Below are 20361 nucleotides of genomic sequence, written 5' to 3' on the forward strand. Positions count from 1 at the left end.
TGCTGAGCTATTTCGTCCCTGGCGGTTTCGAGTCTGGGGTGACTTCACGAGGTACGTTATGTCGGATTTCCAGCTCGTCACCCGTTTTGAACCCGCCGGCGACCAGCCCGAAGCCATTCGCCAGATGGTCGAAGGCATCGAAGCCGGCCTGGCGCACCAGACGCTGCTCGGGGTGACCGGTTCAGGCAAGACCTTCAGCATCGCCAACGTGATCGCGCAGATCAACCGTCCGACTCTGGTGCTGGCGCCGAACAAAACCCTGGCCGCGCAGTTGTACGGTGAGTTCAAGGCGTTCTTTCCGAACAACGCGGTGGAGTACTTCGTCTCCTACTACGACTACTACCAGCCCGAAGCCTATGTGCCGTCGTCCGACACCTTTATCGAGAAGGATGCGTCGATCAACGACCATATCGAGCAGATGCGGTTGTCGGCGACCAAGGCGCTGCTGGAGCGCAAGGACGCAATCATCGTCACCACGGTGTCGTGCATCTACGGCCTGGGCAGCCCGGAAACCTATTTGAAAATGGTGCTGCACGTCGATCGCGGCGACAAACTCGACCAGCGCGAACTGCTGCGCCGCCTGACAAGCCTTCAGTACACCCGCAACGACATGGATTTTGCCCGTGCCACCTTCCGTGTGCGTGGCGATGTGATCGACATTTACCCGGCCGAATCCGACCTGGAAGCGATCCGCATTGAGCTGTTCGACGATGAAGTCGAGAGCCTGTCGGCCTTCGACCCGTTGACCGGCGAGGTGATCCGCAAACTGCCGCGCTTCACCTTCTATCCGAAAAGCCACTACGTGACGCCGCGGGAAACCCTGATGGGGGCGATCGAAGGCATCAAGGCCGAACTGGTAGAGCGTCTGGAATACCTGCGCGCCAACAACAAACTGGTGGAAGCCCAGCGCCTGGAGCAGCGCACCCGCTTCGATTTGGAGATGATCCTGGAGCTGGGCTACTGCAACGGCATCGAAAACTACTCGCGCTACCTGTCGGGGCGCGAAGCCGGCGCCGCGCCGCCGACGCTCTATGATTATTTGCCCGACGACGCGCTGCTGGTGATCGACGAATCCCACGTCAGCGTGCCGCAGGTCGGCGCCATGTATAAGGGCGACCGTTCGCGTAAAGAGACGTTGGTGGAATACGGCTTCCGTCTGCCATCGGCACTGGATAACCGGCCGATGCGTTTTGACGAGTGGGAGGCCATCAGCCCGCAGACCATCTTCGTGTCTGCAACCCCAGGCAACTATGAAGCCGAACATGCCGGCCGTGTGATTGAGCAGTTGGTGCGGCCGACCGGGCTGGTGGACCCGCAGATTGAAATCCGCCCGGCGCTGACCCAGGTCGATGACTTGCTCTCGGAAATCACCAAGCGCGTGGCCCTGGAAGAGCGCGTACTGGTCACCACGCTGACCAAACGCATGTCCGAAGACTTGACCGATTACCTGGCCGACCACGGCGTGCGTGTGCGTTATTTGCACTCGGACATCGACACCGTGGAGCGCGTGGAGATCATCCGCGACTTGCGCCTGGGTGTGTTTGACGTGCTGGTGGGCATTAACTTGCTGCGCGAAGGCCTGGACATGCCGGAGGTTTCGCTGGTGGCGATTCTGGATGCGGACAAGGAAGGCTTCCTGCGTTCCGAGCGCTCGTTGATCCAGACCATTGGCCGTGCCGCGCGTAACCTCAATGGCCGGGCGATTCTGTATGCCGACCGCATCACCGGCTCCATGGAACGGGCGATTGGCGAGACCGAGCGCCGTCGTGACAAGCAGATTGCGTTTAACCTGGAGCATGGCATCACCCCCAAAGGGGTGTTCAAGGACGTCGCCGACATCATGGAAGGCGCCACCGTGCCGGGCTCGCGCAGCAAGAAGCGCAAGGGCATGGCCAAGGCGGCCGAGGAGAGCGCCAAGTACGAGAACGAACTGCGCTCGCCGAGTGAGATCACCAAGCGGATTCGGCAGTTGGAAGAGAAGATGTACCAGTTGGCGCGCGATCTTGAGTTTGAGGCGGCGGCGCAGACGCGCGATGAGATTGGCAAGTTGCGTGAGCGCCTGTTGGCTGTTTGATTTTTCGCTAGCCGGTCTGGCCTCATCGCGGGCAAGCCCGGCTCCCACAGTTGATGTGTGAACACAGTCAAAATGTGGGAGCTGGCTTGCCTGCGATAGCGACACCTCGGTCTGCCAGAACCCCCCGCGCTGGTGTTACCATTCGCCCCTTGTTTCAATTTTCAGTTTTATCGCCCATTCGAGACCTGCCATGACCACCGTCCGCACGCGCATTGCGCCATCGCCTACTGGGGATCCCCACGTCGGTACTGCCTACATCGCCCTGTTCAACTACTGCTTTGCCAAGCAGCACGGCGGTGAATTCATCCTGCGGATCGAAGACACCGACCAGGTGCGCTCCACCCGTGAGTCGGAGCAGCAGATTTTCGATGCCTTGCGCTGGTTGGGCATTACCTGGGCTGAAGGCCCGGACGTCGGCGGCCCGCACGGCCCGTATCGTCAGAGCGAGCGCAGCGACATCTACAAGCAGTACACCCAGCAACTGGTCGACATGGGCCACGCCTTCCCGTGCTTCTGCACCGCCGAAGAACTCGACCAGATGCGTGCCGAGCAACAGGCCCGTGGTGAAACCCCGCGTTACGACGGCCGCGCGCTGCTGCTGTCCAAGGAAGAAGTGGCCCGGCGCCTGGCCGCCGGCGAGCCGCATGTGATCCGCATGAAAGTGCCGAGCGAAGGCGTGTGCGTGGTGCCGGACATGCTGCGCGGTGACGTCGAGATCCCGTGGGACCGCATGGACATGCAAGTGCTGATGAAGACCGACGGCCTGCCGACGTACTTCCTGGCCAACGTGGTCGACGACCACCTGATGGGCATCACCCACGTGCTGCGCGGCGAAGAATGGCTGCCCTCGGCGCCTAAACTGATTCTGCTGTACGAGTACTTCGGTTGGGAGCAACCGCAGCTGTGCTACATGCCGCTGCTGCGTAACCCGGACAAGAGCAAGCTGTCCAAGCGCAAGAACCCGACGTCGGTGACGTTCTACGAGCGCATGGGCTTTATGCCTGAGGCGATGCTCAACTACCTGGGCCGCATGGGCTGGTCGATGCCGGACGAGCGCGAGAAGTTCTCGCTGCAGGAAATGGTCGATAACTTTGATTTGTCCCGCGTGTCCCTTGGCGGGCCGATCTTCGACATCGAGAAGCTGTCGTGGCTCAATGGCCAATGGCTGCGTGATTTGCCGGTGGACGAGTTCGCCAGCCGCGTGCAGCAGTGGGCGCTCAACCCCGAGTACATGATGAAGATCGCGCCGCTGGTGCAGGGCAGGGTAGAGACGTTCAGCCAGGTCGCACCGCTGGCCAGCTTCTTCTTCGCCGGTGGCGTGAACCCGGACGCCAAGCTGTTTGAGTCCAAGAAGCTCTCCGGTGATCAGGTTCGCCAGTTGATGCAGTTGATCCTGTGGAAGCTCGAAAGCCTGCGTCAGTGGGAGAAAGAGGCGATCACCGCGACAATCCAGGCAGTGGTGGAATCGTTGGAATTGAAATTGCGCGATGCCATGCCGCTGATGTTTGCCGCGATCACCGGGCAGGCCAGTTCGGTGTCGGTGCTCGATGCGATGGAAATTCTCGGCCCGGACCTTACGCGTTTCCGTCTGCGCCAAGCCCTTGATTTGCTTGGGGGTGTGTCGAAGAAAGAAAACAAAGAGTGGGAAAAGCTGCTGGGCGCTATCGCTTAAGCAGGCTGTTGTTACGACGAAACCCCGGTTTTCCGGGGTTTCGCCGGTAAGTGATTGTTATCCCGGCAAAAAAGTTTGGAAATTGTTGAAAATAAATTTGACACACTTCCAAACCGCCATTAAGATTCGCCCCGTCCTCACCGATGAGGGGCTATAGCTCAGCTGGGAGAGCGCTTGCATGGCATGCAAGAGGTCAACGGTTCGATCCCGTTTAGCTCCACCAATTTACAGGTTCAAGGTCTGGCCACACCGTCCTTGAATTGATCAGAACTCAGCTCTGATCGGTTGTACAGAAGGTTTTGTCCCCTTCGTCTAGTGGCCTAGGACACCGCCCTTTCACGGCGGTAACAGGGGTTCGAGTCCCCTAGGGGACGCCAGTTTCAACAAGCAGCTCGAAAGGTCTGCTGCGTCGCGAGACGAAAAATCCGGGGCTATAGCTCAGCTGGGAGAGCGCTTGCATGGCATGCAAGAGGTCAACGGTTCGATCCCGTTTAGCTCCACCAATTTACAGGTTCAAGGTTCTGGCCACACCGTCCTTGAATCGATCAGTTCTCAGCACTGATCAGTGTATAGAAGGTTTGTGTCCCCTTCGTCTAGTGGCCTAGGACACCGCCCTTTCACGGCGGTAACAGGGGTTCGAGTCCCCTAGGGGACGCCACGATTACCCGCTCTGCGGGATTTTTAAGGGTCATTCAATTATTGAATGGCCCTTTTGTTTGTCTGGCGTTTGGCCAATTCTCTCCTCAGTGCCCCTTATTCTGTCCTGACCAGCGGTCATGCCTGTCGCTTGCTAAATATTATTATGGTAATAATATTCAACCCATGAGAGACGGAGGCACTGATGAGCGATAAAAAAGCGCAAACCCGCGAACGCATTTTGCAGGCTGCCAGCGCGGCGTTGATCCAGCGCGGCCCGGCTGAGCCGAGTGTCGGCGAAGTCATGGGCGCAGCCGGGCTCACGGTCGGCGGTTTCTACGCGCACTTTGAAAGCAAGGACGCGCTGATGCTGGAGGCCTTCACCCAGTTGCTGGCTCGGCGGCGTGCGTCGATCGACGACATGGACGCGCAACTGACCGGTGAGGAGCGCAGAAGCCTGGTGGCGGCGTTCTACCTGTCGCGCAAGCACCGCGACTCCACCGACCACGCCTGCCCGATCCCCGCCACCGTGGGCGAGATGAGCCGCCTGCCGGACGAGTTCCGCCTGGCGCTCAACGAGCACACCGAATTGATGGCCGCCCAGTTGGCCGCCAGCCCCGAAGACACCGACAAGGCCCTGGCCGACATGGCCTTGATGATCGGCGGCCTGGCGCTGGCTCGTGCGCTTGGCCCGGGTGAATTGTCCGACCGCGTGTTGCGCGCCGCCAAGTCGGCAGTGCGTTAAAGAGGAGTCGCATGATGGGCGCATTAACCTGGATTCGTGGTTTCCATGGCACCGTTGGCCGTTTGGCACCGCGAACGGTGGCCAGCAAATTGCGCCGCACCTTCATGACACCGCGCAACTTGCCGCCGCGAGATTGGGAGCTGCCGCTGCTGGCGCAATCGGAGCGCATCACCTTGCGTTTCGGCTTGTCAGCGTTGTGCTGGGGCCAAGGCCCAGCAGTATTGCTGATGCACGGTTGGGAAGGGCGCCCCACGCAGTTCGCCAGCTTGATCACCGCGTTGGTGGACAATGGTTATTCGGTAATAGCCCTGGATGGCCCGGCCCATGGTCGCTCGCCGGGGCGTGAAGCGCATGTGTTGCTGTTTGCCCGCGCCATGCTCGATGCTGCCGCTGAGTTGCCGCCGCTGCATGCGGTGGTCGGGCATTCCATGGGCGGAGCCAGTGCGATGCTGGCGGTGCAATTGGGGTTGCGCACTGAAGCGCTGGTGAGCATTGCCGCGCCCTCGCGCTTCCTGGATGTGCTGCGTGGCTTTACCCGCATGGTGGGCTTGCCGCCGCGTGCGCGCTCGGCGTTTATCCAGGAGGTCGAACAGACTTTCGGAATGCCGCTCAAGCACCTGGATGTGGCCCACTACCAGATGAACCTGCCGGGGTTGATCGTGCACGCTGAAGACGACACGTTCGTCCCGGTCAAAGCCTCGCAAGCCATTCATGAGGCTTGGTTCGACAGCCGCCTGCTGCGCCTGGAGCAGGGCGGTCATCAGCGGGTGCTGGCCGATCCACGGGTGATCGAGGGTGTGTTGGCCTTGTTGGCCGGCAGTCGTTTACAGGAGCGGCAAACCGCCTGATACACTGCCCGGCGACATTCATCGACTGGAGCAAGGCATGGGCTGGGATCTGGCAGCGCCGTTTATCATCGACCTGCAGGTCGCCGCTGAAGACATCGATGGCCTTGGGCACGCCAATAATGCGGTGTACGTGTCCTGGCTGGAGCGTTGTGCGTGGCGTCACTCCCAGCGTCTGGGGCTGGACCTTACCGCGTATCGCCGGCTGGACCGCGCCATGGCCGTGGTGCGTCATGAGATCGACTACCTGGCGGCCGGCTACGAAGGTGACGAGTTGCAACTGGCTACCTGGATCGTTGACTGGGACCAGCGGCTGAAGATGACTCGGCGCTTCCAGTTGGTACGCCCCAGCGATGGTGCGACCCTGCTGCGTGCGCAAACCACCTTTGTTTGCATCGAGCTGTCCAGCGGCAAACCCAAGCGCATGCCTGCCGAGTTTCTCGACGGTTATGGCCCGGCCCTGACAGGGGGTTAACGATTCCTGCGGGAAACCCAGTAAACTGCGCCACGATTTTTGTTGAGTGTTTCCCATGCAAATTGCTTTGGCGCCCATGGAGGGGTTGGTCGACAACATCCTGCGGGACGTGTTGACCCGCGTGGGCGGTATTGACTGGTGCGTGACCGAGTTCATTCGCGTCAACGACCGCCTGCTCACCCCGGCCTATTTCCACAAGCTCGCCCCCGAACTGCTGCACGGTGCCCACACCGCAGCGGGCGTGCCGTTGCGCGTGCAGTTGTTGGGCTCGGACCCGGTGTGCCTGGCGGAAAACGCTGCGTTGGCGTGCGAATTGGGTTCCGAGGTGATCGACCTGAACTTCGGCTGCCCGGCCAAGACCGTCAACAAATCCCGTGGCGGTGCGGTATTGCTCAAGGAGCCCGAGCTGCTCAACCAGATCGTCGAGCACGTGCGCCGCGCCGTGCCGGCGCATATCCCGGTCACTGCGAAAATGCGCCTGGGCTTCGACAGCCCCGACGGTGCGTTGGTATGCGCCACGGCACTGGCCGAAGGCGGCGCGGCGCACATCGTGGTGCATGCGCGCACCAAGACCGATGGCTACAAGCCGCCGGCCCATTGGGAGTGGATTCCGCGGGTGCAAGACGTGGTCAAGGTGCCGGTGTTTGCCAATGGCGATATCTGGAGCGTCGAAGACTGGAAGCGTTGCCGCGAAGTCAGCGGCGCCGAAGACATCATGCTTGGCCGTGGCCTGGTGGCCCGCCCAGACCTGGCGCGGCAGATTGTGGCGGCGAAGGCAGGCGAAGAGGTGGTAGAGATGACGTGGGCAGACATGCAGCCGATGCTCCAGGAGTTCTGGCGCCAATCGGTGGCGCAACTGACCGAAAAGCAGGCGCCGGGCCGTTTGAAGCAGTGGCTGGCGATGCTCACGCGCAACTACCCCGAGGCAGTCGAGTTGTTTACCGCGCTGCGCCGCGAAACCGGGCTGGAGCAGGTCAGCCGCTTATTGGGTATGAAGCATCCTGACCCGACGTAGTGAAGTGACCACCGCCGCCTTTGTTGCAAAAATGCTCTGTATTGAAAGATACGGAGCATTTTTGCATTTAAAGGTATTACCGAGGCGGCTCACCTGGCTTGAAAGTTGGCGTTTTTTTTTGCCGGTTGAAGCTTTTTTAGTGCTGGAAAGTAACAGGCGCTATCGGCCAGCGTTCAGTAGTTACTACAGGGCTGTTCTGGAAAGTTAGTGTTTTTTTATTCGCGCAATAGGTGTTGCGAAAAGTGTTTCGCTGAGTGCGGTATAGCATGCGGTGTCATTTTACTGGTCGGCTAATTATTTCTCTTAATTGCAGTCTTGGCAGTTTATAAGTGCATGTGTCCGTCGTCATGCGGGTAGGGGCGAGCGACGTCTTGGTTTTTTGTGAATAGCTACGGGGAAAAGTCCTAAAGGTTGATTTGGTTTCCTTATATGAAGCGCGATTTCTGGAACTCAATAATCTCGCGCTCCACAAAAGTGGGGACTGTGAAGCAACGCGGTTGCTTGCAGCACTTAAAACAACTGTCGCTGTTCTAGGTGTTTAATTGCCAAGGCTGCGCTTAATTAGGAAATTGTTAATGTCTTTTTCGATCAATAACTCGCCCTTTATCAAAAATGATGCGTTGCCCCTTGACTCGAAACCGTCAAAACGTCCCGATGTCGGCACGACGCTAAGCATGTCCGGGGCTGGTTTTGGGCATACTCCTTCCGCCCCTAAAACTGAATTTTCCGCAACGCTGCAGCGTGACGGGTTGAATAATGCCGGCGTGCTCACGAAACTGTTTGATATGTTTGATCAACTTATCAGTGCCATGCGTGAGATGTTTTCGGGCAGAGCTGAAATCGCTAATCGATTGCCTCAAACCAATAGCACGGTCCTCGCCAAACAGGACCCAGGCGTTCAGATCGTTGCGACGGCGTACACTAAATCGCAGGTGAAGGGTTCCACTTCCGAGACTCAATCGAAAAGCAAACTGGAAGATGGCGCGCAGCAAAAGGACGCAGCCGTTGCAGGCGACCAAACCAAAACGACAACGCAAACAGGCCAGTTGCTTAAGAACACTGCGGCTGTAGAAACTCAATCGAAAAGCAAACTGGAAGAAGGCGCGCAGCAGAAGGACGCAGCCGTTGCAGGCGCCCAAACCAAAGCGACAACGCAAACAGGCCAGTTGCTTAAGAACACTGCGGCTGTAGAAACTCAATCGAAAAGCAAACTGGAAGAAGGCGCGCAGCAAAAGGACGCAGCCGTTGCAGGCGCCCAAACCAAAACGACATTGCAAACAGGCCAGCCGCTTAAGAACGCCACGGCTGTAGAAACTCAAACGAAGCGCACGCTGGAAGAAAGTTCGCAGCACAAGGACGTACACGTTGCAGGCGTTCAAACCAAAGAGCGGCTGCCAGTCGGTGTGTTGTCCAAGGTTATATCGGATGTTGCGAACCAACTGAAAAAGAAGTCGAGTGAGGATTCGCATCAAGCAGAAACGCGTGCCCCCGGGCTCCGTGTTTTACCTCAGGCACGTGAACCCGGCATTAATGTGATAACGGAAGCAAACCCACAGATCAAAGTGGAAGTTAATGTCAACCACTGCCACTGCCCTGAGACCTCGGGTGACGCCGGCAAGGCCTCGCGAGCCGTCGCCGGTGTGACGTCCAAGACTAACGCGCCTTTGCCGCCTGAAAAGCCAGTACTGACTGATAGTGTGGAAGGGCACGTAAAGTCAGTCATCACTGAGGGCCAGAACAGTGAGCTCGTCACTGAGGCCAAGGACAGTCATGTCGAGACGGCCAAGACCGATGGCAAGGACGCAAAGCTCGTTACTGAGGCCAAGGACAGTCATGTCGAGACGGCCAAGACTGACGGCAAGGACGCAAAGCTCGTCACTGAGGCCACGGACAGTCATGTCGAGACGGCCAAGACCGATGGCAAGGACGCAAAGCTCGTTACTGAGGCCAAGGACAGTCATGTCGAGACGGCCAAGACCGATGGCAAGGACGCAAAGCTCGTCACTGAGGCCACGGACAGTCATGTCGAGTCGGCCAAGACTGACGGCAAGGACGCAAAGCTCGTTACTGAGGCCAAGGACAGTCATGTCGAGACGGCCAAGACCGATGATATGCACGGCAAGAACGGTGAGCACGATTCCGATCACCTTACCGGTCTGCGCCGTAGCCGTGATGAAGTCGCGGAGTCTGAAACCTCTGGCACGCGCGAGGCGACCTTGGAGGTAAGCACCCAGACCAAGCGTGGTGTAACCAGCCCAGGCCCTGCTGAAAATGAAAGTGATCGCTGGAACCAAGACTTCTCCAGCCGCTCCCGGCTAAGGAACTGACACCCGCCAGGGTGTTTTTACTTCGCCGATAACGCCGCGTTTCCTCGGGCCCAAGGTTCGGGGAAACGTTTGAAAACGTGGAGCAAGTCATGGTGTATTACCGAATTGATAACAGTGCTTACCCAGATGTGCGTCAGCTGCCAAGCATGGATTTGCATGGCGCACCCAATGAGCGCGCGTCCTTTTACGCGCCAAGACATGCCGGTTCGCGCTGGAGCTCGGTGCCGGTGCCCAGTGATAGGCCTGGGCAACAAAGGGCTCAAAGCCTGGTGGACAGGGTTGCCGCATTTTTAGCGCAATTGGCCAGTGGTCCCTCGCAGCCAAAGGCTAAGGTCTTTCCCGATGTGCCCCCACAACCCCAAGTGAATCCCCAGGCGGTGAGGCGTGCCGCGCCAGCTGACTCGGCGCTCGTGCTGACTTGCGCGCCTGCGCAGGCGCATGGAGGCGATATCCCGGGTTTGTCCGATAAGCGTAATGGCGCAAAGCCTTTGAATATTTGGAGTGGGTTCCGTCAGGGGCCAGGCGGTAACTGTGCCACGGTAGCGACGATCAAGGCTGCCATGCACACATTCGGTCAAAGCCCGACAGACATCTACCGCGAAGTCAGGCGGCTGGACGGTGGTTATCGGGTAACGATGCGCGACAATTACACGCTCACATTGACCGACCGAGAGTTGGCAGTCGCCTCGCGCGCTTCGCAGTTCATCGGCCCCGATAAAGGCATGCTCAAGGATGCGCACTTTTTGTTTGCCGTCAGTGCCAAGCGTGCACATGAGGAGAACAACGACACAACGGCGGGTGAGAGCTTTGACGCGGGTGTGGAGAGTTTGAATGATGGTGAGGATGAGGAAAAGCCTGGCGAGGGCTTCCTGCGGTTAGGGCTAATTCACTATATGAAAAACGTCAGCGTGCGTGAGCTTGCCGAAGGTCACGTGGGCGTGAGTAATCGGCGGGGGCACTCGGTAGCAGTCATCAATGGCCTTGAAGAGATTTGGGGGCGGCCCGGGGCTGAGCCTCGGCGAGGGGAGGCTGTGGCACTCAAGCGCACTCCTTGCTGTCAAGGCCTGGCCTCGCTGGGCGCGAATGATCAGGTAATAAAAGATAAGCGTTGACCGTAACTTTCTACTTATCGCAACTCATTGATTTAACTCTTCTTCTCAACGTGTATTGATTGACAGACTGCAGGAGTCATTTTTGTGGACGTAGCCAGGCTTAACCTCTCTACTCGTTCAACACCCGTACATTCCCTGCCTTTTACAGGGCCGATCTCACACTCCACAGACGTTAAATTGCTGGACGTTGTCAACGCATTCAATGCCCCTCAAAGACGCTTTGGTGAGGACTATGACGCCAGTGCTCACTTAGCGGTTATCAAAATGATGATGGTTACTTTTGGTCAACGCCCTTCGGACTTGTTTACGAAGGTCAAACGTGCCGAGCAGGGGTATGAGGTCACGCTTAGAGATGGCAACAAAGTTCACGTGTCCGATCTCGAGTTACGGCAAACAGCCGCCGGCTCAAGAATTGTTGGACATGACCCGGCGGCGATCAGTGATGCGAACTTTGCATTGGCTGTGTTTGTTAAACGTAAACAACTAATGGGCGTTCAGGCAGGTAATAATCAGGGGTTTAAGAGTGCATTATCAAATTCGTTGCGTGGTGAGACGACTTATAATGTGCTCAAGGGCCTGGGCATGGCCGGTTTTTTACGCCAAGTACCGTCGGCGCAGTTGGCAGGCAGCGGGGTCGGCGTCATGCAAACCCATACATTTGGCGGTGCCCTGGTCTATGGGGGCGTGAGCCATGAATATGGGGGCCAGCGACCTGTCGAGCGTCCCTATGTCTACGTGCTGGTTAATCACAATACGTCCGTTGAGGTGCAGGGTAATGCCTCTGGTTTGAGTGCCAGCGCTCAGCCTCAGAGCCCCTCCGACCCCGGCGTGCCGCCAATGAGCGATTTGTCTCCCGACATCCCTGTTCGAGCAAAGGGGCAGAAACCTGTCGATATGGTAAGAAGTTTTGACGTCGCTGAACGACGGTTCGGTGAGGGCGATACCCGTCGGCATGCGTCAGTGATCAAAATGATGATGATGAGGTTTGGTCAAAGTCCGCAGGATGTGTTCGACAAGGTCGTGGCGGCCGCAGAGGGCTATGACATCACCATGAAGGACGGTTTTTCTTTACATCTGTCCAAAGAAGAATGGAGTCGCACTGCCGGGGTCTCGCGGTTTACCGGCGGTGACGGCGGTATTGTGATGGATGCCAATTTCATCTTGGCGGCCTATGTAAAACGTGTGCAACTGTCCAGTACGGACCCTGATAAACAGGGGAGCTTCGAGCGCGCGTTATCCGCGGTCATGCTTAATGATACGGTGTACCGGGCATTAAAAGGGATGGGGATGATCGGTTTCCTGCGCATTGTCGAACCCGAAAAAATGTTGAAAAAAGGCGCCGTTGCCGTCGTGGATAGTTACGCTGGTGAGTTTGTACTGGATGGCATCAAATACTCGTCGGGAAAACAACAGCCTGTTGTCAAAGACTATGGCTATATGCTCGCCATGCAGCCGCCGAGCACTTCGTCGGCGCAACCGGGCGGGAACATTTCAAACCTCTCCAGTCGTCAGGTGGGCGTCAAGCCTGACAATATCTGGAGTGGGTTCTATCAAGGTTCAGAACTCAACTGCGTCACCGTCTCTGCGATCAAGGCCGCGATGATGAAGTACGGTCAAAATCCCCAGGGCATTTATAAACGCATTACCGAGACACCCGAGGGTTATACCGTGACCATGCGTGACTCATGCACGGTACACCTGACCCACGATGAGTTGAAAAAAGCGCAAAAAGGTTCGCACTTCTTCGGTGAAGATAAAGGTCTTTTGCACGATGCGATTTTCATGTTCGCGGTGAGCGCAAAGCGCGCGCAAATGGAAAATCACGAGTTTCGGGCTGAAGCGAGTTTTGAGGCCGCCATGGGGACGCTCAATGATAGAGAAACCCCTGGCGAAGCACTTCGGCGCCTTGGCTTGTATGCCTTCACGCGTGGCAGCACTGCCGAGGAATTGGCCAGTGGCGTTGCGGGCACTCTTGCCAATCATGGCCACTCCGTAGGCGTTTTTGACGGAATTATCGATTTTTATGGGTCAACAATAAAATTGGCCGGTTCGGACTGGGAGAAAGGCGCTCACGCGTTAAAACTGGTGTAGACCGGGTGAGGGCGGTTGGACCAGTAACTGCCTGAACGCCTTGATCGGCAACGGCCGGCTGTGCAAATACCCTTGGAACAAATGGCACCCCAGCTTTTGCAGGAACGCCAGTTGCTCCGGCGTTTCCACGCCCTCGGCAATTACATCAAGGTTGAGGCTGCGGGCCATGGCCACGATGGCGCGGATGATTTCCGCGTCGTTGGGGTCATGGGTGGCATCGCGCACGAAGGACTGGTCGATCTTCAGCGCATCCACCGGCAGGCGTTTGAGATAAGTCAGCGACGAATAGCCGGTGCCGAAGTCATCCATGGCAAAGCTCACGCCGAGCTTTTTCAGGCGGCGCATCTTGGCCACGGTGTCGTCCAGGTTCTGGATGACGATGCCTTCGGTGATCTCCAGCTTTAACAGGCTGCAGGGCAGATGATGCTGTTTGAGGCTGTGTTCTACCCGCTCCACAAAGTCGTTCTGGCGAAACTGCCGGGGGCTGATATTCACGCACAGGCTGAAATTTAGCGGGTCTACCAGGCCCTCGGCAATCAGCTGCGCAAAGGCGCCGCAGGCCTCATCGAGAATCCAGGTGCCGACCTCCAGGATCAGGCCGCTGTCTTCTAGTACCTTGATAAATTCGGTGGGTGACTGCGCGCCCAATTGTGGGTGCTGCCAGCGCACCAGCGCCTCGGCGCCGACAATTTTGTTGCCGCGTGCATCCACCTGGGGTTGGTAATGCACGCTGAACTCACCGCGTGACAGCGCCAGGCGCAGGTCGGTCTCCATGCGCAGACGCTCACTGGCGGTTTTCTGCATGCTGTTGTGGAACATTTGCGTGGTGTTGCGCCCCGAGTCCTTGGCGCGATACAGCGCAATATCGGCGCGCTTGAGCAGGTCGGCCGGTGTGGAGCCATGATCGGGTATAAGCGCCACGCCGATGCTCGGTGTGACCTGCAAGCGGTGGCCATCCAGGAACATCGGCTCCGACAGCAGTTCGCGCAGCGTGTCGGCCAATACTTGTACTTGGCCGCTGACCGCTGTACGTGTGCCTTCCAGGCCACTGAGCAACACCACGAATTCATCGCCGCCCAGGCGCGCCACGGTGTCTTCCAGGCGCACGCTGGCTTCCAGCCGTGCAGTGACTATTTTCAGCACGGTGTCGCCCACCGGGTGACCGAGGGAATCATTGATGTGCTTGAAGTGGTCAAGGTCGAGGAACAATAACGCGCCGCGCAGGTTATGGCGTTTGAGTAGGGCGATCTGCTGACTGAGACGGTCCATCAGCAGCGCGCGGTTGGGCAGGTTGGTCAGAGGGTCGTGGTAGGCCAGGTGACGAATCTGCGCCTGGGCGTTTTTCAACAGGCTCACATCCCGTGCAGTCAACAGCAGGCACGGGGTTTCATTGAGGGTGATGGGTTCGACCGAGACTTCCACCGCCAACACTTCACCGCGCTTGTTGTGCCAGAGCATTTCCAGGTGATGAATGCGGCCCTTGATCTGCAGTTCGGCCAACAATGCCGCGCGCTGGTTTTCATCGGCCCAGATGCCGATCTGGTAGAGCGTGAGGCCGATGGCTTCTTCGGCGCGGTAGCCGGTCAGGCGGCAGAAGCCGTCGTTGACCTCGACATAACGGCCGGTGTCGCGCTCGGTAATGGAAATCGCGTCAGGGCTGGAGTGAAAGGCCTTGGCGAACTTCTCTTCACTGGCCTTGAGCGCGGCTTCCGAGCGCTGTTGCTGGGTGATATCGCGCAACGTCGTGACAATGCAGGGTTGGTCACCGACCTTGATCAACCGGCTGGAAATCACGCAGGTCAGGCTGTGGCCGTTCTGGTGATGCACCACCAGGGCCACATTGCTCAACGATTGTTCGCGAATCACCTGCTCAATGCGTTGCAGGCGCTGGCTCGAATCGTCCCACAGGCCGATCTGCTCGGCGCTGTTGCCGATGACGTCGGCAGCGGTCCAGCCGAAGGTCTGGGTAAAGGCCGGGTTGATCTCGATAAACACGCCGCTGTCCAGGCAGGTTACGCAGATCGGGTCGGGGCTGGCCTGGAACAGGCTGGCGAATTTTTCTTCGGAGGCGGTCAGGCGTTGTTCGCGTTCAACCTGGTCGGTGATATCGAGCAAGGTGCCGGCCATGCGCAGCGGCTTGCCGGCGTCATCGCGATACAGGCGTGCACGGCTTTCCAAGTAGCGCGGGCTGCCATCTTCCATTTCTACGCGGTAGGTCAACTGATAGTTGCCGTCCGGGCCTTCGCGCAGGCTGCGGTAGGCGTTGCGCATGCCCTCGCGGTCGGCATCGGACATGCCTTCAAAAAACGCATCGAAGGCTTCGTGGAACGGTTCGGGCGGCAGGCCGTGCAACTGGGCAGCGCGGGCCGAGCCGTAGAGCATGCCGGTGGGGATATGCCAGTCCCAGGTGCCCAGTTGCGCCGAATCCAGGGCCAGGTCGAGGCGCTCCTGGCTGTCCTTGAGGGCCTGCTCGGCGTTCTTGCGGTCGGTGGTGTCAAGAAAGGTGCTGATCAGGTAAGCCTCGCCCTCAAGCTCGACCTTTTGCGCGCTGAGGGTGCCATCGTGAATCTGGCCGTTGCTGGCGCAGAACTGCACGTCCATGGTGATCGGCTCGCCCTTGCGCTGGGTGGCCTTGACCAGCAGCGCGCGCTCCTCGGGGTGGCGCCACAGGCCCAGCTCCAGGGTGGTGCGGCCGATGGCTTCGGCCACGGGCCAGCCAAAGTGAATCTCGAAGTACTGGTTGGCTTCGCTGATGCGGCCGTCGGACTGGCGGGTGAGCAACACCATGTTGGGGCACAGGTGAAACAGCGTGGCGAAGCGTTTTTCCGATTGCATGAGGGCGTGTTCGCGCTCGCGCTGGCGAGTGGTTTCGCGAATTACCCCGATCATGCGGCGCCGGCCGGTTTTGTCCGGCGCCAGGCTGCCGTTGATTTCCAGCCAGTGATGGCTGCCATCCGGCCATTGGATGTGGTGGTGCATGGCCTGCTCGAACGGCTCGCCCGCCAGCACCGCATGGAACGCGCGCACCACCCGGGCGCGGTCCTGCGGCGCCAGCAGGTCCAGGTAGTCGAGGTCTTTGGGCAAGGGTTGCCGAGGGTCGTAGCCAAACAACGCCTGGGTGCCGCGTGACCAGCTGATCCTGCCCGTATCGATCTCCCAGCACCACGCGCCAAGGCGGGCAGCATTGAGGGCCGCCAGCAATTGTGGAGCACTTTCCCAGCTTTGTTCCGCCTCTTGAGGGTCCAAGGCGTAAATGCGCGGCAGGGGCGGTACGGAATCGACGGGGTTGCGCATTATCAATGGGCCTTGGCTCAATGGGCGTTCGGCGCGGGATTATTCAGGCTTTATGGGCCGCACAGCTTCATGCCGGTATCCCTGGCAGATCGACCTGTGCATCCAATAGGCTCATGAAAGCCCGCGCAGCGTTCGACAGCGTCCTTTCGGTGTGCACGATATAGCCTAGCTGGCGACTGAGCTGTATGCCCGGCAAAGCGATACTTGCCACCTGATCATCGAGCATGGTGCGCGGCAAAACGCTCCAGGCCAGGCCGATGGAGACCATCATCTTGATGGTTTCCAGGTAGTTGGTGCTCATGGCGATGTTGGGCGTGAGGCCCTGGGCCTCGAACAGCCGTCTGACGATATGGTGGGTAAAGGTGTTGCCGCCGGGAAAGACCGCCGGGTGTTTGGCAATGTCGGCGAGGCTGACCATACCGTTGCCGGTCAAGCTGTGTTCCGGTGCCACCACGAAGTCCAGCGGGTCGTCCCACACCGGCGTGGCGCGCACCAGGTTGTGCGGTTCAGGTGCCAGGGTGATGACCGCCACTTCGGCACGGCCATGGAGGATTTCTTCGTAGGCCACTTCCGAATCAAGGAACTGAATATCCAGTGCCACATTGGGATATTGCCGGGTAAAGGTGCGCAGAATGGGCGGCAGGCGGTGCAGGCCGATGTGATGGCTGGTGGCCAATGTCAGCCGGCCGCTGACTTCGCCGGTCAGGTTGGTGAGCGCCCGGCGTGTATCGTCCAGCACATTCAAAATCTGATAAGCGCGTGGCAGCAGGGCGCGCCCGGCTTCGGTCAGGCCGACTTCACGGCCCAGGCGATCGAACAGGCGCACCTTTAATTGTTGTTCCAGCCCGGCGATGCGTTTGCTGATCGCAGGCTGGGTCAGGTGCAGGCGATCACCGGCGCCGGAAAAGCTGCCGGTCTCGGCGATAGCGATAAAGGCGTTGAGGTTGGCCAGGTCCATGGTGGTATTCCAGTTGGTAATCCAAAGCATAAAAAATATGAATTTGAGTTATTTAATGTAGCGCCATACCATCAGCCTCACAAGCCAAAGGGTTATTGAAAAGCCCGGCGTATAGATGCACCTGTGATGAGGACCGACTGATGGCCGGCAAAACGCTTTACGACAAGCTTTGGGATTCCCATGAAGTGAAACGGCGCGACGATGGCTCGTCGCTGATCTATATCGACCGTCACATCATCCATGAAGTGACCTCGCCCCAAGCGTTCGAAGGCCTGCGACTGGCCGGGCGCAAGCCTTGGCGCGTCGACTCGATCATCGCCACCCCGGACCACAACGTGCCGACCACCCCGGAACGCAAGGGCGGGATCGACGCCATCGTCGACACCGTGTCGCGCCTTCAGGTGCAGACCCTCGACGACTACTGCGACGAATATGGCATCACCGAATTCAAGATGAATGATGTGCGTCAAGGCATCGTCCACGTGATCGGCCCGGAGCAGGGCGCCACCTTGCCGGGCATGACCGTGGTCTGCGGCGACTCCCACACGTCCACCCACGGCGCGTTCGGCGCCCTGGCGCACGGCATCGGCACCTCCGAGGTGGAACATGTGTTCGCCACCCAGTGCCTGGTCGCCAAGAAGATGAAAAATATGTTGGTGAAAGTCGAAGGCAAATTGCCGTTCGGCGTGACCGCCAAAGACATCGTGCTGGCCGTGATCGGCAAGATTGGCACCGCCGGCGGTAACGGCCACGCCATCGAATTCGCCGGCAGCGCGATTCGCGACCTGTCCATCGAAGGCCGCATGACCATCTGCAACATGTCCATCGAAGCCGGTGCCCGCGTGGGCATGGTGGCGGCGGACGAAAAAACCGTTGAATACGTCAAAGGTCGCCCATTCGCACCGGCGGGCGCCGATTGGGATGCCGCCGTTGAGGCCTGGAAAGACCTGGTCTCCGACACCGACGCGGTGTTCGACACCGTGGTCGAGCTCGACGCTGCCCAGATCAAGCCGCAAGTGAGCTGGGGCACCTCGCCGGAAATGGTCCTGGCGGTTGACCAGAACGTGCCAGACCCGGCTAAAGAAACCGACTTGGTCAAGCGCGGTTCCATCGAGCGCGCCCTGAAATACATGGGCTTGCAAGCCAACCAGGCGATTACCGACATTCAGTTGGATCGCGTGTTTATCGGTTCCTGCACCAACTCGCGGATCGAAGACCTGCGCGCTGCGGCGGTGATCGCCAAGGGCCGCAAAGTGGCTTCGACCATCAAGCAAGCCATCGTGGTGCCGGGTTCGGGCCTGGTGAAGGCTCAAGCTGAAGCCGAAGGCCTGGACAAGATCTTCCTCGAAGCCGGTTTTGAATGGCGTGAGCCGGGCTGCTCGATGTGCCTGGCGATGAACCCGGACCGTTTGGAATCGGGCGAGCATTGCGCGTCCACTTCCAACCGAAACTTCGAAGGGCGTCAGGGCGCCGGCGGGCGTACTCACCTGGTCAGCCCGGCCATGGCCGCTGCGGCTGCCGTCAACGGTCGTTTCATCGACGTTCGCGAATTGATCTGAGGAGTACCCGATGAGAGCTTTTACCCAACACACCGGCCTTGTCGCCCCTTTGGATCGCGCCAACGTCGACACCGACCAGATCATCCCCAAGCAGTTCTTGAAGTCGATCAAGCGCACCGGTTTCGGCCCTAACCTGTTCGACGAGTGGCGCTACCTGGACGTGGGCTACGCCTACCAGGACAACTCCAAGCGCCCGCTGAACAAAGACTTCGTACTCAACGCCGAGCGCTACCAAGGCGCCAGCGTATTACTGGCGCGGGAAAACTTCGGTTGCGGCTCCAGCCGTGAACACGCGCCGTGGGCGCTGGAAGAATATGGCTTTCGCAGCATCATCGCGCCAAGCTACGCCGACATCTTCTTCAACAACAGCTTCAAGAACGGCTTGCTGCCGATCATCTTGAGCGATGCCGAAGTGGATGAGTTGTTCAAGCAGGTGGAAGCTGATGTGGGCTACCAACTGACCGTTGACCTGGCCGCGCAGACCGTGACCCGCCCGGACGGCAAGGTGTATCACTTTGAGGTGGATGCATTCCGCAAGCATTGCCTGATCAATGGCCTGGATGATATCGGCCTGACCCTGCAGGACGGCGATGCGATTGCTGCGTTTGAAGCCAAACACCGGGCGAGCCAGCCCTGGCTGTTTCGCGATGCCTGATTGGCGGTAACCGTGCGGGCCCCATCGCGGGCAAGCCCGACTCCCACCCTGGAATGCATTCCACTGTGGGAGCTGGCTTGCCTGCGATAGCGCCCGTACAACCACCCCAACACCCAAGGAAAGCCACCATGACCACCACCGCCCACACCCAAGTCGTGCAAAAACAATTCGGCGAGCAAGCCTCCGCCTACCTGAGCAGTGCCGTGCACGCCCAAGGCACCGAATTCGCGCTGCTCCAGGCCGAATTGGCCGGGCAGGGCGCTGCGCGCCTGCTGGATTTGGGCTGCGGTGCGGGGCATGTGAGTTTCCAGGTGGCGCCACTGGTCAACGAGGTCGTGGCCTACGACCTGTCCCAACAGATGCTCGACGTGGTTGCCGCAGCTGCTATAGACCGCAACCTGGCCAACATCCGCACCGTACACGGCGCCGCCGAGCGCCTGCCATTCGCCGACGGCGAGTTCGACTTCGTGTTCAGCCGCTACTCGGCCCACCACTGGAGCGACCTGGGCCTGGCGCTGCGCGAAGTGCGCCGGGTGCTCAAGCCCGGTGGCGTGGCAGCCTTCGTCGACGTCTTGTCACCGGGCAGCCCACTGTTGGACACTTACCTGCAAACCGTCGAAGTGCTGCGTGACACCAGCCACGTACGCGATTATTGCGCCGCCGAATGGATGCAACAGCTCAGCGAATCCGGCTTGCATGTGCGCACCAGCAGCCGTCAACGCCTGCGCCTGGAATACACCTCGTGGGTCGAGCGCATGCGCACGCCAGAGGTATTGCGCGCGGCGATCCTTGCGCTGCAACAGGCAATGGGCCAGGAAGTGCGCGATTACTACGAGATTCAAGCCGACGGCACCTTCAGCACCGACGTGCTGGTGGTTTTCGCTGAACGCTGATTGATTTTTC

14 protein-coding genes and 4 tRNA genes are annotated in these 20361 nt (G+C 59.1%); 16 read left to right on the plus strand and 2 right to left on the minus strand.

Going from position 1 to position 20361, the window contains the following annotated elements; translation table 11 throughout:
* Positions 1–58 precede the first annotated feature (58 nt).
* The 13 genes from uvrB (at position 59) to GIW48_RS06920 (ending at position 12992) form a co-directional block, all read left to right on the plus strand.
* Positions 59–2074, plus strand: a complete 2016-nt coding sequence (gene uvrB, locus GIW48_RS06860) for an excinuclease ABC subunit UvrB (protein ID WP_099548995.1) — start codon at positions 59–61, stop codon at positions 2072–2074.
* A gap of 190 nt (positions 2075–2264) precedes the next feature.
* Positions 2265–3746, plus strand: a complete 1482-nt coding sequence (gene gltX, locus GIW48_RS06865; RefSeq protein WP_236460724.1) for a glutamate--tRNA ligase — start codon at positions 2265–2267, stop codon at positions 3744–3746.
* 147 nt (positions 3747–3893) lie between these two features.
* Positions 3894–3969: transfer RNA gene (locus tag GIW48_RS06870), tRNA-Ala, on the plus strand.
* Positions 3970–4047: 78 nt separating this feature from the next.
* A tRNA-Glu gene (locus GIW48_RS06875) sits at positions 4048–4123 on the plus strand.
* Between the two features lie 50 nt (positions 4124–4173).
* A tRNA-Ala gene (locus GIW48_RS06880) sits at positions 4174–4249 on the plus strand.
* Positions 4250–4328: 79 nt separating this feature from the next.
* A tRNA-Glu gene (locus GIW48_RS06885) sits at positions 4329–4404 on the plus strand.
* Between the two features lie 183 nt (positions 4405–4587).
* The gene (locus GIW48_RS06890) at positions 4588–5127 is read left to right on the plus strand and encodes a TetR/AcrR family transcriptional regulator (protein ID WP_017138728.1); all 540 of its coding nucleotides are present in this window, start codon (positions 4588–4590) and stop codon (positions 5125–5127) included.
* 14 nt (positions 5128–5141) lie between these two features.
* On the plus strand, positions 5142–5975 hold the full coding sequence (locus GIW48_RS06895) for an alpha/beta hydrolase (RefSeq protein WP_017138729.1): 834 nt from the start codon (positions 5142–5144) through the stop codon (positions 5973–5975).
* Positions 5976–6012: 37 nt separating this feature from the next.
* Positions 6013–6447: an acyl-CoA thioesterase gene (locus tag GIW48_RS06900; RefSeq protein WP_058419746.1), complete on the plus strand. Its 435-nt coding sequence runs from the start codon at positions 6013–6015 to the stop codon at positions 6445–6447.
* Between the two features lie 55 nt (positions 6448–6502).
* Complete coding sequence (locus GIW48_RS06905) at positions 6503–7462, plus strand: tRNA dihydrouridine synthase (RefSeq protein WP_236460725.1); 960 nt, start codon at positions 6503–6505, stop codon at positions 7460–7462.
* 575 nt (positions 7463–8037) lie between these two features.
* A complete protein-coding gene (locus GIW48_RS06910) occupies positions 8038–9789 on the plus strand; it encodes a hypothetical protein (RefSeq protein WP_236472890.1) in 1752 nt (583 codons plus the stop codon).
* Positions 9790–9878: 89 nt separating this feature from the next.
* The gene (locus tag GIW48_RS06915) at positions 9879–10901 is read left to right on the plus strand and encodes a hypothetical protein (RefSeq protein ID WP_236460729.1); all 1023 of its coding nucleotides are present in this window, start codon (positions 9879–9881) and stop codon (positions 10899–10901) included.
* Between the two features lie 177 nt (positions 10902–11078).
* Positions 11079–12992, plus strand: coding sequence for a hypothetical protein (locus GIW48_RS06920; protein ID WP_236460731.1), 1914 nt, complete (start codon positions 11079–11081; stop codon positions 12990–12992).
* Here the strand turns inward: GIW48_RS06920 and GIW48_RS06925 are convergent.
* Complete coding sequence (locus GIW48_RS06925; RefSeq protein ID WP_017138735.1) at positions 12978–16286, minus strand: EAL domain-containing protein; 3309 nt, start codon at positions 16284–16286, stop codon at positions 12978–12980. The two genes, GIW48_RS06920 and GIW48_RS06925, sit on opposite strands and share 15 nt — an antisense overlap.
* Positions 16287–16353: 67 nt before the next feature.
* Positions 16354–17244 (minus strand): LysR family transcriptional regulator, encoded by an 891-nt coding sequence (locus tag GIW48_RS06930; protein ID WP_017138736.1) that lies wholly within the window; start codon positions 17242–17244, stop codon positions 16354–16356.
* A gap of 140 nt (positions 17245–17384) precedes the next feature.
* Here GIW48_RS06930 and leuC point away from each other — a divergent pair, with 140 nt between their 5' ends.
* From leuC to GIW48_RS06945, 3 genes are all read left to right on the plus strand, one after another.
* Complete coding sequence (gene leuC, locus GIW48_RS06935) at positions 17385–18803, plus strand: 3-isopropylmalate dehydratase large subunit (protein WP_099548310.1); 1419 nt, start codon at positions 17385–17387, stop codon at positions 18801–18803.
* Between the two features lie 10 nt (positions 18804–18813).
* The gene (gene leuD, locus GIW48_RS06940) at positions 18814–19458 is read left to right on the plus strand and encodes a 3-isopropylmalate dehydratase small subunit (protein ID WP_003234333.1); all 645 of its coding nucleotides are present in this window, start codon (positions 18814–18816) and stop codon (positions 19456–19458) included.
* 128 nt (positions 19459–19586) lie between these two features.
* Positions 19587–20351, plus strand: a complete 765-nt coding sequence (locus GIW48_RS06945; protein ID WP_017138737.1) for a class I SAM-dependent methyltransferase — start codon at positions 19587–19589, stop codon at positions 20349–20351.
* The last annotated feature ends 10 nt before the right edge of the window (positions 20352–20361 follow it).

The sequence above is a fragment of the Pseudomonas sp. PA-6-3C genome, from assembly GCF_021605825.1.
GTDB classification, from domain to species: Bacteria; Pseudomonadota; Gammaproteobacteria; order Pseudomonadales; family Pseudomonadaceae; genus Aquipseudomonas; species Aquipseudomonas edaphica.

Coding starts and splice junctions, on each gene's coding strand:
- GIW48_RS06890 (WP_017138728.1), top strand. CDS start 4,588: ATGAGCGATAAAAAAGCGCAAACCCGCGAACGCATTTTGCAGGCTGCC.
- leuC (WP_099548310.1), top strand. CDS start 17,385: ATGGCCGGCAAAACGCTTTACGACAAGCTTTGGGATTCCCATGAAGTG.
- GIW48_RS06900 (WP_058419746.1), top strand. CDS start 6,013: ATGGGCTGGGATCTGGCAGCGCCGTTTATCATCGACCTGCAGGTCGCC.
- GIW48_RS06925 (WP_017138735.1), bottom strand. CDS start 16,286: ATGCGCAACCCCGTCGATTCCGTACCGCCCCTGCCGCGCATTTACGCC.
- leuD (WP_003234333.1), top strand. CDS start 18,814: ATGAGAGCTTTTACCCAACACACCGGCCTTGTCGCCCCTTTGGATCGC.
- GIW48_RS06945 (WP_017138737.1), top strand. CDS start 19,587: ATGACCACCACCGCCCACACCCAAGTCGTGCAAAAACAATTCGGCGAG.
- gltX (WP_236460724.1), top strand. CDS start 2,265: ATGACCACCGTCCGCACGCGCATTGCGCCATCGCCTACTGGGGATCCC.
- GIW48_RS06930 (WP_017138736.1), bottom strand. CDS start 17,244: ATGGACCTGGCCAACCTCAACGCCTTTATCGCTATCGCCGAGACCGGC.
- GIW48_RS06895 (WP_017138729.1), top strand. CDS start 5,142: ATGGGCGCATTAACCTGGATTCGTGGTTTCCATGGCACCGTTGGCCGT.
- GIW48_RS06905 (WP_236460725.1), top strand. CDS start 6,503: ATGCAAATTGCTTTGGCGCCCATGGAGGGGTTGGTCGACAACATCCTG.
- GIW48_RS06910 (WP_236472890.1), top strand. CDS start 8,038: ATGTCTTTTTCGATCAATAACTCGCCCTTTATCAAAAATGATGCGTTG.
- uvrB (WP_099548995.1), top strand. CDS start 59: ATGTCGGATTTCCAGCTCGTCACCCGTTTTGAACCCGCCGGCGACCAG.
- GIW48_RS06915 (WP_236460729.1), top strand. CDS start 9,879: ATGGTGTATTACCGAATTGATAACAGTGCTTACCCAGATGTGCGTCAG.